The sequence below is a fragment of the Pseudonocardia sp. McavD-2-B genome (genome assembly GCF_024124365.1).
In the GTDB taxonomy this organism is placed as follows: domain Bacteria; phylum Actinomycetota; class Actinomycetes; order Mycobacteriales; family Pseudonocardiaceae; genus Pseudonocardia; species Pseudonocardia alni.
The window spans coordinates 1-14,271 of the sequence record NZ_JAMXSG010000150.1; the positions used below are offsets into that span (position 1 = coordinate 1).

Here is a 14,271-nt window from a genome sequence, read left to right on the forward strand (position 1 = left end):
CGAAGGTCCGCTCCATGGCGGCGCGGTGGGCGGCGCCCGCGTCGTCGCCGCGCAGCGCGCTGCGCCCGGCGAGGATCCCGGAGGCGACGGCGTCGAAGATCCCCTCGCCGGTCAGCGGGTTCACCTTCGCCGCGGCGTCGCCGGCCAGCAGCACCCGGCCGTCGGGCTGGAACCGGGGCGCGGTGGACAGCGGCAGGTGGTGCGCGCGCAGCGTCGACGGGTCCGGTTCCTGGCCGGGCAGCAGCGCGGCGAGCCGCTCCAGCAGCGACGCCCGGTTCCCGGCGCCGCGCTCGTCGAACACGCCGTAGCCGACGTTCGCGCCGCCGCCCGCGATCGGGAACGACCAGGCGTAGGCCGGGACGGCGCCGCCGGCGTACTCGATCGACAGCGTCCCCGGTTCGGCGGCGACCGGGGTGTACCCGCGGATCGCCACCGCCGTCGACGACGGCGGCACGCCCGGCGCGCCGAGCGCGCGGCGGACCACCGAGTGGGCCCCGTCGGCGCCGATCACGATCCTCGCGACGACGTCGTCGTCGAGCAGCACCCGGTCGCCGTGCGGGACGACGGTGCGGACCCGGTGGCGGCGCAGCTGCGCCCCGGCGGCGACGGCCGCGTCGACCAGCGCCGCGTCCAGCTCCAGCCGCGTGACCACCCGGTTCGGCCGGGGTGCGGTGCGGTGCACGACCCGGCCCTGGGGGGTGCGCAGGCGCAGCCGCGGTGCCGCGACGCCGAGGGCCCGGACCCCGGTGGCACCCAGCTCGTCGAGCAGGTCGAACACCTCGGCCGCGACGCCGTCGCCGCAGGTCTTGTCGCGGGGGAAGGCCGCGGCGTCGAGCAGGAGCACCGACGCCGACGGTCGCAGCCGCAGCACGTTGAGTGCCGCGGCGCAGCCGGCGGGACCGGCCCCGACCACGACGACGTCGTAGGTGGACATGGCGCCATTGTCCCCCTCCGCGCCCGGGCGGAAACGGCTCGCCACCGCCCGCCCGGCCGTGGTGCACTCGCACACCGCCACCCCCTCGTCCGGCCGCGCCGTGTGCCGGCGCCGCGGGTGGGCGCGTCCGTCACGTACCGAGGAGCACGCTGTGACCACCGAGCCGGCCGCCGGCCGCGACGCCGAGCGGCTGCCCGCCGGAGCCCTGCTGATCATCTCGCTGCTGGTCGGCTCGGCGTTCGTGATGATCCTCAACGAGACGATCATGAGCGTGGCGCTGCCCGCGCTGATCGCCGACCTGCGGGTCACCCCGGCCACCGCGCAGTGGCTGACCAGTGGCTTCCTGCTGACGATGGCCGTGGTCATCCCGATCACCGGCTACCTGCTGGGGCGGTTCCCGCCGCGGTCGGTCTACCTCGCCTCGATGGGCCTGTTCAGCACCGGCACTCTGCTGTGCGCGGTCGCGCCGGCGTTCGGGTTCCTGCTGGCCGGACGGGTCGTGCAGGCCACCGGCACCGCGGTGATGATCCCGCTGCTCATGACGACGATCCTGCGCCTGGTCCCGGCGAGCCGCCGCGGGCAGACGATGGGGACGATCTCGATCGTCATCGCGGTGGCGCCCGCGGTCGGCCCGACGCTGTCCGGGGTGATCCTCTCCGCGCTGGGCTGGCGCTGGATGTTCTGGATCGTGCTGCCGATCGCGCTGGTCGCCCTGGTCGCGGGGGCGCTGCGGCTGCGGGTGGCCGCGGAGACCACGCGGGCCCCGCTCGACGTCGCCTCGGTCCTGATCTCGGCGGTCGCGTTCTCCGGGATCGTCTACGGGCTGTCCGCGATCGGCGAGTCCGCCGCCGGGGGCGCGCACACCGCGGTGCTGCCGTGGGTGCCGCTGGTGCTCGGTGCGGCGGCGCTGGCGGTGTTCGTGCACCGCCAGGTCCGCCTGCAGCGCGGCACCGGCACGGCTCCGCTGCTGGACCTGCGCCCGTTCGCGGTCCGCCGGTACTCGCTGTCGCTGGTGCTCGTCGCGACCGGGTTCATGTCGCTGTTCGGCGCGATCATCCTGCTGCCGCTCTACATCCAGGAGGTGCTGGGCGACAGCGCGTTCGTCGCCGGCCTGGTGGTGCTGCCGGGCGGGCTCGTGATGGGGCTGCTGGGCCCGTTCGTCGGCCGGGCCTACGACCGGGTCGGCGCCCGTCCGCTGGTGCTGCCCGGCTCGGTCCTGCTCGCGATCGTGATGTGGGGGTTCACCACCCTGGCCGCGGCGACGCCGATCTGGCTGGTCGTGGTGCTGCACGTGGGCCTGTCCGCGGCGCTGGCGCTGATGTTCACGCCGCTGATGACCGACGCGCTCGGCTCGCTGCCCGGCGAGCTGTACTCGCACGGCAGCGCCATCCTCACCACGCTGCAGCAGGTCGCGGGCGCGGCGGGGACGGCGCTGTTCATCACCGTGATGACGCTGGCCTCGGCCGGCGCCGGCGTCGACGCGGCCGGGGTGCACGCGGCCTTCCTGGTCGCGGCGGGCGTGTCCCTGGTGACGGTGGTCGTCGCGGTGGCCGCGTCCCGCCTACCGGCACCCACCGCGGCCCCGCAGGACGCCCGGACCTGAGGCCCGTCCGCCGGGTCAGCGGGTCGCGGTCCTCCCGGTGGTGCCGGCGGGGGCGGGGACGTCCGGGTCGTCCAGCCCGTCGCGGGAGGTCTCGCGCAGGGCGAGCACCGACCCGACCGAGACCAGCGCCAGCAGCCCGATCACCGCCGACAGCGTCCCGGTGCCGAACCCGGCGGCCTGCAGCGACGCGAACAGCACCGGCGAGAGGCCCGCGCCCATCCCGGAGATCTGGTAGCCCAGGGAGGCCCCGGTGTAGCGCGAGCCGGTGGAGAACATCTCCGAGTACAGCGCCGCGGACGGCCCGAACCAGGCCGCGTGCGTCACGCCCTGCCCGACCACCACGGCGAGGGTGAGCAGCACCGCCGAGCCGGTGTCGATCATCGGGAAGATCGCGACGCACCACAGCCCGGTGGCGACCGCCCCGCCCAGGACGACCGGCCGTCGTCCGACCCGGTCCGACAGCGCGGAGAAGCCGATGATCCCCACGCTGGCGACCAGCGAGGACAGCGTCAGCGCGTTCAGCACGGTCTGGCGCTCGAACCCGGCACCGACGGCGTAGGAGATCAGGAACGTGGTGAGCGTCCCCTGCGCGACGAAGGCCCCGAACCCCACGCCGACGGCGAGCAGCAGGTTGCGCGGCCGGGACAGCACCTCCAGCAGCGGGGCGCGGGCCGGCGTCGTCGGCTGTGCGGCGGCCGCCGCGGCGAACACCGGGGTCTCGGTGACCGACAGCCGGACGAACAGGCCGATGCCCAGCAGCACCACGCTCAGCAGGAACGGGATCCGCCAGCCCCAGGTGAGGAACGCGTCCCCGGTCAGCGCCGCCGACAGCGCCAGCACCAGCGTCGACAGCACCATGCCGCTCGGCGCGCCGGCGTTCGTGAAGCTCGCCCACAGGCCCCGCCGCGACGACGCGTGCTCGGCCGACATCAGGACCGCGCCGCCCCACTCCCCGCCGACCGCGACGCCCTGCACGACCCGCAGCACGATCAGCAGTACCGGGGCCAGCGCGCCGACCTGCGCGTAGGTCGGGAGCAGGCCGATCAGGGTGCTCGCCACCCCCATCAGCACCATGCTGATGACCAGCATCCTCTTGCGCCCGACCCGGTCCCCGAAGTGGCCGAACACGATCCCGCCGAGCGGGCGGGCCAGGTATCCGGTGGCCAGCGTGCCGAAGGCGGCGACGGTGCCGACCAGCGGGTCGAGGTCGGAGAAGAAGACCGCGTTGAACACGACGGCCGAGGCCGTCGCGTACAGCAGGAAGTCGTAGTACTCGATCAGGCTGCCGAGATAGCTCGACAGGACCGCGCGCCGGCGCTGGGTCGAGGAGAACCGGGGGTGCGTCATCGCAGCTCCCTGCCTTCCGTGAGATGGAAAGCAGCTTTATAGCAAGTTACTTGTGATCAGCGCCACGATCGTTAGGATCGCACACGTGACGGATGCGGCGTCGGTACCGACGGGGACGCGGGGGCAGCGGTTGACCTACCTGGTCAAGCGCCTGCAGATGGCCGAGCGGGCCCGGATGGAGGAGGCGCTGCGCCCGCTGGGCGTGACGCTGGCCCAGTACACCGCGCTCAGCGTGCTGGAGCGCCGCGGCGGGCTGTCCTCGGCGCAGCTCGCGCGACGGCACTTCGTGACCCCGCAGGCGATGCAGCAGCTCGTCGCCGCGATGGAGCGCGACGGGATCGTCGAGCGCCGGCCGGACCCGGACAACCGCCGGATCCTGCAGGTCTGGCTCACCCCGCACGGCGACGCGACGCTGGCCCGCTGCCACGCCGCGGCCGGGGTCGTCGAGCGCCGGATGCTCGACGCGCTGGAGCCCGACCAGGCCGAGGTGTTCGCCGACGCCCTCGAACGGTGCCTCGCCGCGCTGGCCGGTCGCGACGGGATCCCGCCGGACGGCGATGCTTGACCCCATGGCAAGCACCTTGCTATCAAGCTAGTTGATATCAAGGAGCGAGGGAGCCCCATGAGCCCGATCACCGGTCCCGGCCTCGGGCTGGGCACCTGGCCCGCCCGCCGCGCGCGGATCAGTCCGCACGCGCCGGCCCTGTCCGACGGGGAACGGGCGGTCGACCACGCCGAGCTGGCCGGGCGCGCCGCCCGGATCGCCGGCGGTCTGGCGGAGCGGGGCGTCGGGCCGGGGGACCGGGTCGCCTGGCTGGGGGTGAACGCCGTCGCCACCCTGGAGACCTGCTTCGCGGCGTGGCGGCTCGGCGCGGTCGCGGTCCCGCTGAACTACCGCCTGGCCCCCGCCGAGGTCGGCTACATGCTCGACGACTGCGGCGCGACGCTGCTCGTGCACGGCGCCGACGCCGACGACCTCGTCGCCGCGACCGCGCCGCGGATCCCGGTCGTGCGCGGCGTCGAGGACCTCGCCCGCGGGCCGGCCCGCGACGACGCCGGTGCCGGTCTCGACGACCCGGCCGTGCTGCTCTACACCTCCGGCACCACCGGTCGTCCGAAGGCGGCGGTGCTGACCCACGGCAACCTGACCTGGAACACGGTCAACCAGCTCGCCCACGTCGACGTCTGCTCGGACGAGCGCACGCTGTGCATCTCGCCGCTGTTCCACTGCGTCGGGCTCTCCCAGGTCACGCTGCCCACGCTGTTCAAGGGCGGCAGCGTCGAGCTCGTCGCCCGGTTCGACCCGGCGGCGGTCCTGGGCCGGATCGCCGAGGCCGGGATCACCAGCTTCGCCGCCGTCCCGACGATGCTGCAGATGCTGTGCGAGTCCCCGTCGTTCGCGGGCACGGACCTGTCGTCGCTGCGCACCGTGGTCTACGGCGGGTCCCCGGTGCAGGAGCGGGTCGCCAGGGCCTGGCTGGAGCGCGGCGTCGCGCTGCAGCAGGGCTACGGGATGACCGAGGCCTCGCCCGGGGTGCACATGGCGACCCGCGACGGCACGGCCGCGCACCCGCCGACCTCGGTCGGGGTGCCGCACTTCTTCACCGACGTCGCCGTCGAGCGCGACGGCGAGCTCGCCCCCCTCGACGGCGAGCCCGGCGAACTGCTGGTCCGCGGGCCGCACGTCAGCCCCGGCTACTGGAACCGCCCGGACGAGACCGCGGCGTCGCGGCGCGGGGAGTGGTTCCGCACCGGCGACGTGCTCCGGGCCGGCGACGACGGCTGGGCGTTCGCCGTCGACCGGGTCAAGGACATGATCATCTCGGGCGGGGAGAACGTGTACCCGGCCGAGGTCGAGGCGGTCGCGGTCACCCATCCCGACATCGCCGACTGCGCCGTCGTCGGGGTCCCCGACGAGCGCTGGGGCGAGGTCGGCGCGGCCTACGTGCAGCTGCGCCCCGGCGCCGACCTCGACGCCGACGCGGTGCGCGCGCTGCTCGCCGGGCGGCTGGCCCGCTACAAGGTCCCGAAGTACGTGCGGTTCGTCGACGAGCTGCCCCGCAACGCGTCCGGCAAGGTCCGGCGCGTCGACCTGCGTGCGGCCGCGGCCGTCGCCGAGGAGCTGTCGTGAGTTCTCTGCCGGAGTCGCTGATCGTGGAACGCCAGGGCGAGGTGGCTGTGCTGCGCCTGTCCCGGCCCCGCAAGCGCAACGCCCTCGACGACGCGACCGTGCTCGGTATCGAGGACTTCTTCGCCCGCCCGCCCGAGGGGGTGCGCGCCGTCGTCCTCGACGCCGAGGGCGACCACTTCTGCGCCGGGCTGGACCTGTCCGAGCTCGGCGACCGCGACGTCGTCGCGGCGATGGAGCACTCCCGGATGTGGCACCGCGCGTTCGCCCGGCTCGCCGAGGGACGGCTGCCGGTCGTCTCGGTGCTCAAGGGCGCCGTCGTCGGCGGCGGGCTGGAGCTGGCCTCGGCCACCCACCTGCGCGTCGCCGAGGACTCCACCTTCTACGCGCTGCCCGAGGGCCAGCACGGCCTGTTCGTCGGTGGCGGCGGGTCGGTGCGGGTGCCGCGGCTGATCGGCGTGCACCGGATGACCGACATGATGCTGACCGGCCGCGTCCTCGACGCCGACGAGGGCCACACGCTGGGCCTGTCGCACTACCGCACCGGTCCGGGGGAGGGCCTGGCCCGCGCCTGCGAGCTGGCCCGCACCGTCGCCGGGAACTCGGCGATCACCAACGTCGCGGTGCTCCAGGCGCTGCCGCGGATCGCCGAGGCCTCCCCGGACCACGGTTTCATGATGGAGTCGCTGGTCGCCGCCGTCGCCTCGTCCAGCGCCGAGGCCCAGGAGCGGATGCGGGCCTTCCTCGACGGCCGCGGCGGGAAGGTGAGCCGGTGAGCGAGCTGCTGCGCCCCGTCGCCGACGACGTCCGGGAGACCACCGAGATCGGCCGGTTCGTCACCGCCGTCGAGCGCGGGCACGGCCTGACCCTGCCCGACTACGCCGCGCTGCACCGCTGGTCGGTGACCGAGCCCGAGGCGTTCTGGTCCGCGGTCGCGACCCACCTCGGCGTCCGGTTCGACACCCCGCCCCGGGCGGTGCTCGGGCGGCGGGGGATGCCCGGCGCCGAGTGGTTCCCCGGCGCGACGCTGAACTACGCCGCGCACGCCCTGGACGGCCCCGAGGACGACGTCGCCGTCGTCGCGTACTCCCAGACCCGCGACCGGGTGGAGCTCACCTGGGGCGGGCTGCGCGAGCAGGTCGCCCGCGCCCGGGCCGGGCTGCGCAGGCTCGGCGTCGGCCGCGGCGACCGCGTCGCGGCGTACCTGCCGAACCTGCCCGAGACCGTCGTCGCGTTCCTCGCGACGGTCTCGCTCGGCGCGGTCTGGACGAGCTGTGCCCCCGAGTTCGGCGCCCGCAGCGTGCTCGACCGGTTCGGCCAGGTCGACCCGGTCGTGCTGCTCACCGTCGGCGGCTACGGCTGGGCCGGGCGCGACGTCGACCGCCGTGACGAGGTCGCTGCCCTGCGCGCCGGGCTGCCCGGGGTGCGCCACGTCGTCGCCGTGCCGTACGGGCCGCACACCGTGCCCGACGCGATGACCTGGGACGAGCTGCTGGCCGCCGACCCGGAGCCGGGCGCCGACCCGGTCCCGTTCGACCACCCGCTGTGCGTGCTGTTCTCCTCCGGCACCACCGGGCTGCCCAAGGCGATCGTGCACGGCCACGGCGGCATCCTGGTCGAGCACCTCAAGAACCACGCCCTGAGCTGGGACCTCGGCCCCGGCGACCGGATCCTCTGGTACTCCACGACCGCCTGGATGATGTGGAACGCGCTGGTGTCCGGGCTGCTGCGGCAGGCCTCGATCGTGCTGATCGACGGCAACCCGGCCCACCCCGACCTCGGGTGGCAGTGGCGTCTGGCCGCCGAGACCGGCGCGACGCTGCTGGGTGCCAGCCCCGGTTTCCTCATGGCCTCGCGCGCCGCGGGCCTGCGCCCGGCCGCCGAGCACGACCTGTCCGCGGTCCGCCAGATCGGCGCCGCCGGGAGCCCTCTCCCGCCGGAGGGCTACCGCTGGGTGGCCGAGCAGTTCGGCCCGCAGGTACTGCTCAACGTGGGCAGCGGCGGCACCGACGTCTGCTCCGGCATCGTGCAGGGGAGCCCCTTCCAGCCGGTGTGGTCCGGCGAGATCTCCGGGCCCTGTCTCGGGGTCGACGCCGCCGCCGTCGACGACGCGGGCCGCCCGGTCGTCGACGAGCTCGGCGAGCTGGTCATCCGGGCCCCCATGCCGTCGATGCCCGTCGGCTTCTGGGGCGACGACGACGGCAGCCGCTACCGCGACACCTACTTCGCCACCTGGCCCGGGGTATGGCGGCACGGCGACTGGGTCCGCTTCTCGGCCGACGGCTCCGCGGTCGTCGCCGGCCGCTCCGACGCCACCCTCAACCGGGGCGGCGTCCGGCTGGGGACCGCCGAGTTCTACCGCGTCGTCGAGGAACTGCCCGAGGTCGAGGACTCGCTCGTGGTGCACCTGGAGGACCCCGCGGGCGGCAACGGCGAACTGCTGCTGTTCGTGCAGCCCGCCGGCGGCACCCCCCTCGACGACGCCCTGATCACCCGGATCCGCACCGCGCTGCGTGGCGAGCTCACCCCGCGCCACGTCCCGGACCGGATCGAGGCGGTGCCGGTCGTGCCGCGCAACCGCACCGGCAAGAAGCTGGAGGTCCCCGTGAAGCGCATCCTGCTCGGCGCCGCCGTCGACGACGTCGCCTCCCGCGACGTGCTCGCCGACCCGACCGCGCTCGACGCGTTCGTCCACTTCGCCTCCGGGACGCCGGCGTGAGCGCGCCCGGGACCCCCGGCGGCGCCGGTGCCGCGGCCGGGGTCGGCACCGTCGCCGTCGTCGGGACGGGGGTGATCGGCGTCGGCTGGACGGCGCTGTTCCTGGCCCGCGGCCTGCACGTGCGCGCCTTCGACCCCGCACCGGGCGCCGAGGACCGGCTGCGTGCCGACCTCGCCGCGCTCGGCCCGTTCCCCGGCCACGACGGCCCGCTGCCGGTGGCGAACCTGGTGTTCGCCGGCAGCGCCGCTGACGCCGCCGGGCCCGCCGGTTTCGTGCAGGAGAACGGCCCCGAGCGCGAGGACCTCAAGCACACCCTGTTCGCCGAGCTGGACTCCGCCGCCGCCCCCGGCGTCGTGCTCGCCTCCAGCTCCTCGGGCCTCCTGCCGACGACGATCGCCCGCGGCGCCGCCCGGCACCCCGAGCGGGTGCTCGTCGGGCACCCGTTCAACCCGCCGCAGGTCATCCCGCTGGTCGAGGTCGTGCCGGGGGAGCGGACGGCGGAGTCCGCCGTCGAGGCCGCGCTCGCCTTCTACGCCGCGCTGGGCAAGCGGCCGGTCCGGCTGCGCGCCGAGGTGCCGGGCCACCTGGCCAACCGGCTGCAGGCCGCGCTGTGGCAGGAGGCGTACTCGCTGGTCGAGCGGGGTGTCGCGACGGTCGCCGACGTCGACGCCGCCATCTCCCACGGCCCCGGCCTGCGCTGGGCGGTTCTCGGCCCGTTCGCCAACCAGCACCTGTCCGGCGGCCCCGGCGGCCTCGCGCACATCCTGGAGCACCTCGGTCCGCCCACCGAGCGGTGGTGGCGCGACCTCGGCCAGGTCACGCTCACCCCCGAGCTGGCCGCGACGCTGGTCGACGGCGTCCGCGACGAACTGGGCGACCTCGACGGCTCCGCGCTCGCCGCCCGCCGCGACAGCGTCCTCGCCGCGCTGCTCGAGGCCAAGTCCCGTACCGAGCTCCCCTGACGGAGGTTTCCCCATGCCCATCGACCTCGCTGCCGTCGACGCGATCGACGTGCACGTCCACGTCGAACAGGACGGCCACGGTTGTCTGGCCCTCGACCAGGAGCTGCTCGACGCCTCGGCGAAGTACTTCAAGGCCGACCAGGACCGCACGCCGACCATCGACGCCATCGCCGAGCACTACCGGGCACGCCGGATCGCCGCGGTGGTGTTCACCGTCGACGCGCCGTCGGGCACCGGGCACCCGCCGCTGTCCAGCGAGGAGATCGCTGACGCCGCCGCGGCGCACGCCGACATCCTCATCCCGTTCGGCTCGGTCGACCCGCACACCGGCAAGGCCGCCGTCGCCCGCGCCCGCCGGCTGGTCACCGAGCACGGGGTCCGCGGCTTCAAGTTCCACCCCAGCCTGCAGGCGTTCGAGCCGAACGACACGCGCTTCTACCCGCTCTACGAGGCCATCGCCGAGCTCGGTGTGCCCGCGCTGTTCCACACCGGACAGACCGGGATCGGCGCCGGACTGCCGGGCGGGCGTGGGATCAAGCTGCGCTACTCGAACCCGATGCTGCTCGACGACGTCGCCGCCGACCACCCCGACCTCACCGTGGTGCTCGCCCACCCGTCGGTGCCCTGGCAGGACGAGGCGATCTCGATCGCCACCCACAAGTCCAACGTGTACATCGACCTGTCGGGCTGGTCGCCGAAGTACTTCCCGCCGCAGCTGGTGCGGGCCGCGAACACGATGCTGCGCCGCAAGGTGCTGTTCGGCTCGGACTACCCGGTCATCACTCCCGACCGGTGGCTCGCGGACTTCGAGACCCTTGAGATGAAGCCCGAGGTCCGGCCGATGATCCTCAAGGACAACGCGGTGCGGATGCTCGGACTGGGGTGATCGTCGACGGTGAGGGGTCCGGTGCCGGATGCGGCACCGGACCCCTCGCTCGTGCCGGTCACGGGATCGACAGCCGCCCGGGTTGTCCGGACGGGTTCCCGTACGGCCCGTCGCGTCGTACGTCGTCCCAGGTCAGAGCCTCGAAGCGAACCGGTTCCCGACGTCGTTGACACGATCAGGTGATTCGTTTCGCCCTGTTCCGGCACCGCGGGGCGGGTCGTCCCGGTCCGTACGGAGTAGCCCAGGTCACTCCCCGCGCCCGATCTCGCGGCTCTGCGACCCCGTTCCCATGATGTGGACCTGTCCGGTGTCGAGTTGGCCCGAACGGGTCTGTTTACTGATTCCCATGCACCTCGTCTCCCGGTTCGCGGTTCGGCGCCACGTCGACCTGCGCCGCCAGGCGAGCGCGCTCTGTTCCGGCGTCTGACCGCGCCCGGCTCCCGGGGCGCGCCCGCGCTCCGCCGCACGCCGTCCCCGGCACGGGGTCCGCAGCCGCGGTAGCCACGGGACCGCCCCCCGCACTCCCCGACACCACCGCGCCCCCGCGCGGACCTCCCGCCCCGTCCCCCCGGCGGCCCGGGAGGGCGGGGTCCGACGGCCCCTCGTGGCGCACGCCCGCACCTGCCCGCGCCCCGCGGCGCCGTCCACGACGGACGACGCCGCGGCTCGCCGCTCGGCGGATGTCCACATCGGACTCCACTTCACTCCCCGTCACGAAAGAAGGAGACACGTCGTGCCTCAGCACCGCGCACGGTCCGCGTCCCGGGCCCGGCTGATCGCCGGCGGCGCCGCTCTCGCCGGCACCGCCCTGATCGGCCTGTCCGGGGCGGCCCAGGCGGCCACCCCGGACCTGGTCCCCGACCTCGGCGCGATCCTCAGCGCCCCGAACGACGACCAGCCCGACCCGGCGCCGACGGCGCCCCCGGTCGAGTCGTCCCACGAGGCGTTCGACTCCGACCAGCCGATCCAGCAGCTGCGCGACTTCGCCCCCGCGGGCGTCCCCGCCGCCGGGCTGGTCGACGTCGTGTCGAAGGCGCCCAAGCAGATCACCCCGACCTTCCTGTCCGGTGGGGCCGGCGAATGAGCCTGCTCCCGCAGTCCCGCTGGGCGCGGCGGGGGCTCATCGCCCTCGCGAGCGCCGCCGTCGTCGCCGGGGTCGTCGCGATCCCCGCGTCGGCCCAGGGAACGATCGACAAGGTCAAGTCCGAGGTCACCGGCGCCGACGGCAAGAGCTACTGGGTCGAGAACAACCTCACGCCGGAGGCCCGCCGGCAGTCCGCCGACGGACCCAGGAAGGAGTACGCGCTGGTCTGGGCCGGTGACGAGAACATCGCCGACACCGCGGTCGCCGACGTGCGCAACCTGCCGGGGTCGCTGCTCGACCCGGTCGACAAGGTCCGCGACGCACTCCCCGGTCCGGACTTCCTGGCCGTCGTCGACGTCACCAAGGGCACCCCGGACTACGGCAAGGTCGTCAACACCGCGACCGTCGGCCCGCTCGTGGAGAACGAGCCGCACCACATGCAGTACTCGTGGCGCAAGGGCGACAAGATCTACGCGGGCGGCCTGTTCTCCGCGGCCACCTACGTCTTCGACGTCGCGGCGCTGCCGGAGATCAGGCTGTCGGGCATCTCGCTGCCGTCGCAGACGCTCTGCGGCTCGGTGCCGGACGCCTACTGGGTCCTCAAGGACGGCACCGCCTACGGCACCTACATGGGCGGCCCCGTCGCCCCGGGGCCGTGCCGTTACTCAGGCGGCGAGGTCCGCACCGGCAACGGCTTCGCGGGCTCTCCCGGCTCGGTGATCCGGTTCGACCAGGAGGGCAGGAACCTCGTCGAGGCCCCGGCCGCGACCGAGACGCCCGAGGACCCGACCCAGTGCCTCAACATGCCGGCCCTGGGCAACCCCACCTGCGCGAACCCGCACGGCATCCAGGTCCGCGAGGACCTGAACACCATGGTCACCAGTGACTACGCGGAGCCGCGTTCGATCATCCTCGACCCGGTGAAGAACCCGTCGCCGTACCTGCGCCGGCCCACCGTGCGGACCTGGGACATCTCGGACCTGAACAAGCCGAAGGTCACGTCGGTGCAGTACCTGCCGACCGGTCCGCGCAGCAACGGCGTGGACCCGCTGCGCAACGAGAACCGCGCCGTCATGGAGACCACGGTCACCAACCGGCCGGAGAACCGGGGCGCGTTCGCCCAGACCATGCAGGGTGGCGCGATCTTCTACACGCCGGACATCACCGCCGAGAACCCGCAGTGGAAGGAGGTCTTCGACCTGGGGACCTCTGCGCCCGAGCTGGGCGTCGGTGGCGAGAACGGCGGCCCGAGCGCCAACGGCGGCTGGATCCAGACCAGCGCCGACGACACGACGCTCTACCACGCCACGATCGGTCGCAAGGCCGGCACGCTGGGCCCGGATGACAAGGGCACCGCGGGCGGGGTCATCGCACTCGACATCGAGAAGCTCCTGGCCTCCGGCAACGCGCCGCAGTGCTCGATTGACACGATCGAGGAGACCACCGCCGGTGGCGCCGAGAGCGACTGCCCGACGATCAAGGGCACGGTCGGCATCAACCCGGACCGGACCGGCGCGGGCCCGCACTGGGGCGCGCTGGACAATCTGGAGCGCGGTGACGACGGCTACTACCGCCACACGGACCGGCCCACGCGCCTCGCGACCGCGAACTACTTCGTGGCCCGCACCGGGCTCGACGGCGACCACCGCCTGTGCATGACCGACGTCGCCCCGGACGGCACGCTGAGCCTGGACGAGTCGTTCACGGACGAGGACACCGGCGACACGTGCGTGAGCTTCAACCGCCGGCACTGGCCGCACGGCGACTTCGGCAACGCCAAGCCGCACTCGATGCTGTTCGTCGCGGCCGACGAGGACATCAAGGACTGATGATGTCCCCCTCGTCGATCGCGACGCTCGTGCCGGCCGGCGGGCTCCTGCCCGCCGGCCCGGCCGGGGACGCCCCCGCCCTGCTCCGTGCAGTGGCGGTGGCCGCCCCGGCGGTCCTCGCCCGAGGACCCTTCGACGGCGTGCCGTTCGCGGACACGGCCCTGCGGCTGGTCCTGCTCACCGCGCTCGCCGTGGTGGCCGGAACCGGTCTGGTCCGGGTCCTGGCCGGTGCGCCCGGACGCGCCGAGCGGGTCGTCGCGGGAGTCGCGGCGCTCGTCGCCGTCTCCGCCGCGGTTGCCGCGGTGACCCGGTCCGGCGCCGGGCTCACCGGCTGGACCCTGTTCCTCCTCCTGGTCACGGTCGCGGTACCGGCGCTGCTCGCCGGTTCCCGCCCGGTACTCGCCGTGCTCCCCGCGCTCGCCGTGACGGCGCTGCTGGTCCTCCAGATCGCCGGCACCCCTGGCGCTCCGTGGTTCGCGCCGGACGCCGGGTACGCCGTCGCCGGGTCCCTGGCCGCCGGTGCGGCGGTGCACCTGGTCACCACCCGCACCGATGACGACACGCGGCCCGCCCGGGTGCGCGTGCTCGGCATCGCGGCGGGCACGGTGGGGGCCGTGCTCGCCGCGGTGCGGCTCGCCGTCGCCGGGCCGTTCTCGCTCACCGACGTGCACGGCACCGGCTTCGGCCGCGCCGCGCTGGTGACGGTCGTGGCCCCGGCCGCGGTCGCGGCCCTGCTGCTCGCCGAGACGCTGCTGATCCGCCGCGCGGCCAACAGGGTC

General features: G+C 74.4%; 11 protein-coding genes and 1 pseudogene. 10 read left to right on the top strand and 2 right to left on the bottom strand.

Going from position 1 to position 14,271, the window contains the following annotated elements:
• Positions 1–934 (bottom strand): geranylgeranyl reductase family protein (locus NH602_RS19000; RefSeq protein WP_253068501.1); only part of this gene is annotated, 934 nt, incomplete at its 3' end.
• Between the two features lie 151 nt (positions 935–1,085).
• Here NH602_RS19000 and NH602_RS19005 point away from each other — a divergent pair.
• Positions 1,086–2,537 (top strand): DHA2 family efflux MFS transporter permease subunit, encoded by a 1,452-nt coding sequence (locus NH602_RS19005; protein WP_253068502.1) that lies wholly within the window; start codon positions 1,086–1,088, stop codon positions 2,535–2,537.
• Between the two features lie 15 nt (positions 2,538–2,552).
• On the opposite strand, the gene NH602_RS19010 is transcribed toward NH602_RS19005, so the two are convergent.
• Positions 2,553–3,884, bottom strand: a complete 1,332-nt coding sequence (locus NH602_RS19010; RefSeq protein ID WP_253068503.1) for an MFS transporter — start codon at positions 3,882–3,884, stop codon at positions 2,553–2,555.
• Between the two features lie 85 nt (positions 3,885–3,969).
• Between NH602_RS19010 and NH602_RS19015 the strand changes: the two genes are divergently transcribed.
• From NH602_RS19015 to NH602_RS19055, 9 genes and pseudogenes are all read left to right on the top strand, one after another.
• Entirely contained in the window at positions 3,970–4,449 is a 480-nt protein-coding gene (locus NH602_RS19015; RefSeq protein ID WP_226355660.1) for a MarR family transcriptional regulator, read from the top strand.
• A 57-nt stretch (positions 4,450–4,506) separates the two neighbouring features.
• A complete protein-coding gene (locus tag NH602_RS19020) occupies positions 4,507–6,015 on the top strand; it encodes a long-chain fatty acid--CoA ligase (protein ID WP_253068504.1) in 1,509 nt (502 codons plus the stop codon).
• The gene (locus tag NH602_RS19025) at positions 6,012–6,788 is read left to right on the top strand and encodes a crotonase/enoyl-CoA hydratase family protein (protein WP_073577191.1); all 777 of its coding nucleotides are present in this window, start codon (positions 6,012–6,014) and stop codon (positions 6,786–6,788) included. The genes NH602_RS19020 and NH602_RS19025 overlap by 4 nt, the downstream gene beginning before the upstream one ends.
• Positions 6,785–8,731, top strand: coding sequence for an acetoacetate--CoA ligase (locus tag NH602_RS19030; protein WP_253068505.1), 1,947 nt, complete (start codon positions 6,785–6,787; stop codon positions 8,729–8,731). The genes NH602_RS19025 and NH602_RS19030 overlap by 4 nt, the downstream gene beginning before the upstream one ends.
• Positions 8,728–9,693, top strand: a complete 966-nt coding sequence (locus NH602_RS31975; RefSeq protein ID WP_253068506.1) for a 3-hydroxyacyl-CoA dehydrogenase NAD-binding domain-containing protein — start codon at positions 8,728–8,730, stop codon at positions 9,691–9,693. The genes NH602_RS19030 and NH602_RS31975 overlap by 4 nt, the downstream gene beginning before the upstream one ends.
• Before the next feature lie 13 nt (positions 9,694–9,706).
• Positions 9,707–10,579, top strand: a complete 873-nt coding sequence (couO, locus tag NH602_RS19040; protein WP_253068507.1) for a 4-hydroxyphenyl-beta-ketoacyl-CoA hydrolase — start codon at positions 9,707–9,709, stop codon at positions 10,577–10,579.
• Between the two features lie 733 nt (positions 10,580–11,312).
• A complete protein-coding gene (locus NH602_RS19045) occupies positions 11,313–11,663 on the top strand; it encodes a hypothetical protein (RefSeq protein ID WP_073577187.1) in 351 nt (116 codons plus the stop codon).
• On the top strand, positions 11,660–13,492 hold the full coding sequence (locus NH602_RS19050; protein ID WP_253068508.1) for a selenium-binding family protein: 1,833 nt from the start codon (positions 11,660–11,662) through the stop codon (positions 13,490–13,492). The genes NH602_RS19045 and NH602_RS19050 overlap by 4 nt, the downstream gene beginning before the upstream one ends.
• Positions 13,493–13,494: 2 nt before the next feature.
• Positions 13,495–14,271, top strand: a pseudogene (locus NH602_RS19055) (hypothetical protein); the annotation flags it as partial.

Excerpts from the sequence above, each read along its gene's own strand:
- NH602_RS19010 (WP_253068503.1), bottom strand. The coding sequence starts at position 3,884 with ATGACGCACCCCCGGTTCTCCTCGACCCAGCGCCGGCGCGCGGTCCTG.
- NH602_RS19020 (WP_253068504.1), top strand. The coding sequence starts at position 4,507 with ATGAGCCCGATCACCGGTCCCGGCCTCGGGCTGGGCACCTGGCCCGCC.
- couO (WP_253068507.1), top strand. The coding sequence starts at position 9,707 with ATGCCCATCGACCTCGCTGCCGTCGACGCGATCGACGTGCACGTCCAC.
- NH602_RS19050 (WP_253068508.1), top strand. The coding sequence starts at position 11,660 with ATGAGCCTGCTCCCGCAGTCCCGCTGGGCGCGGCGGGGGCTCATCGCC.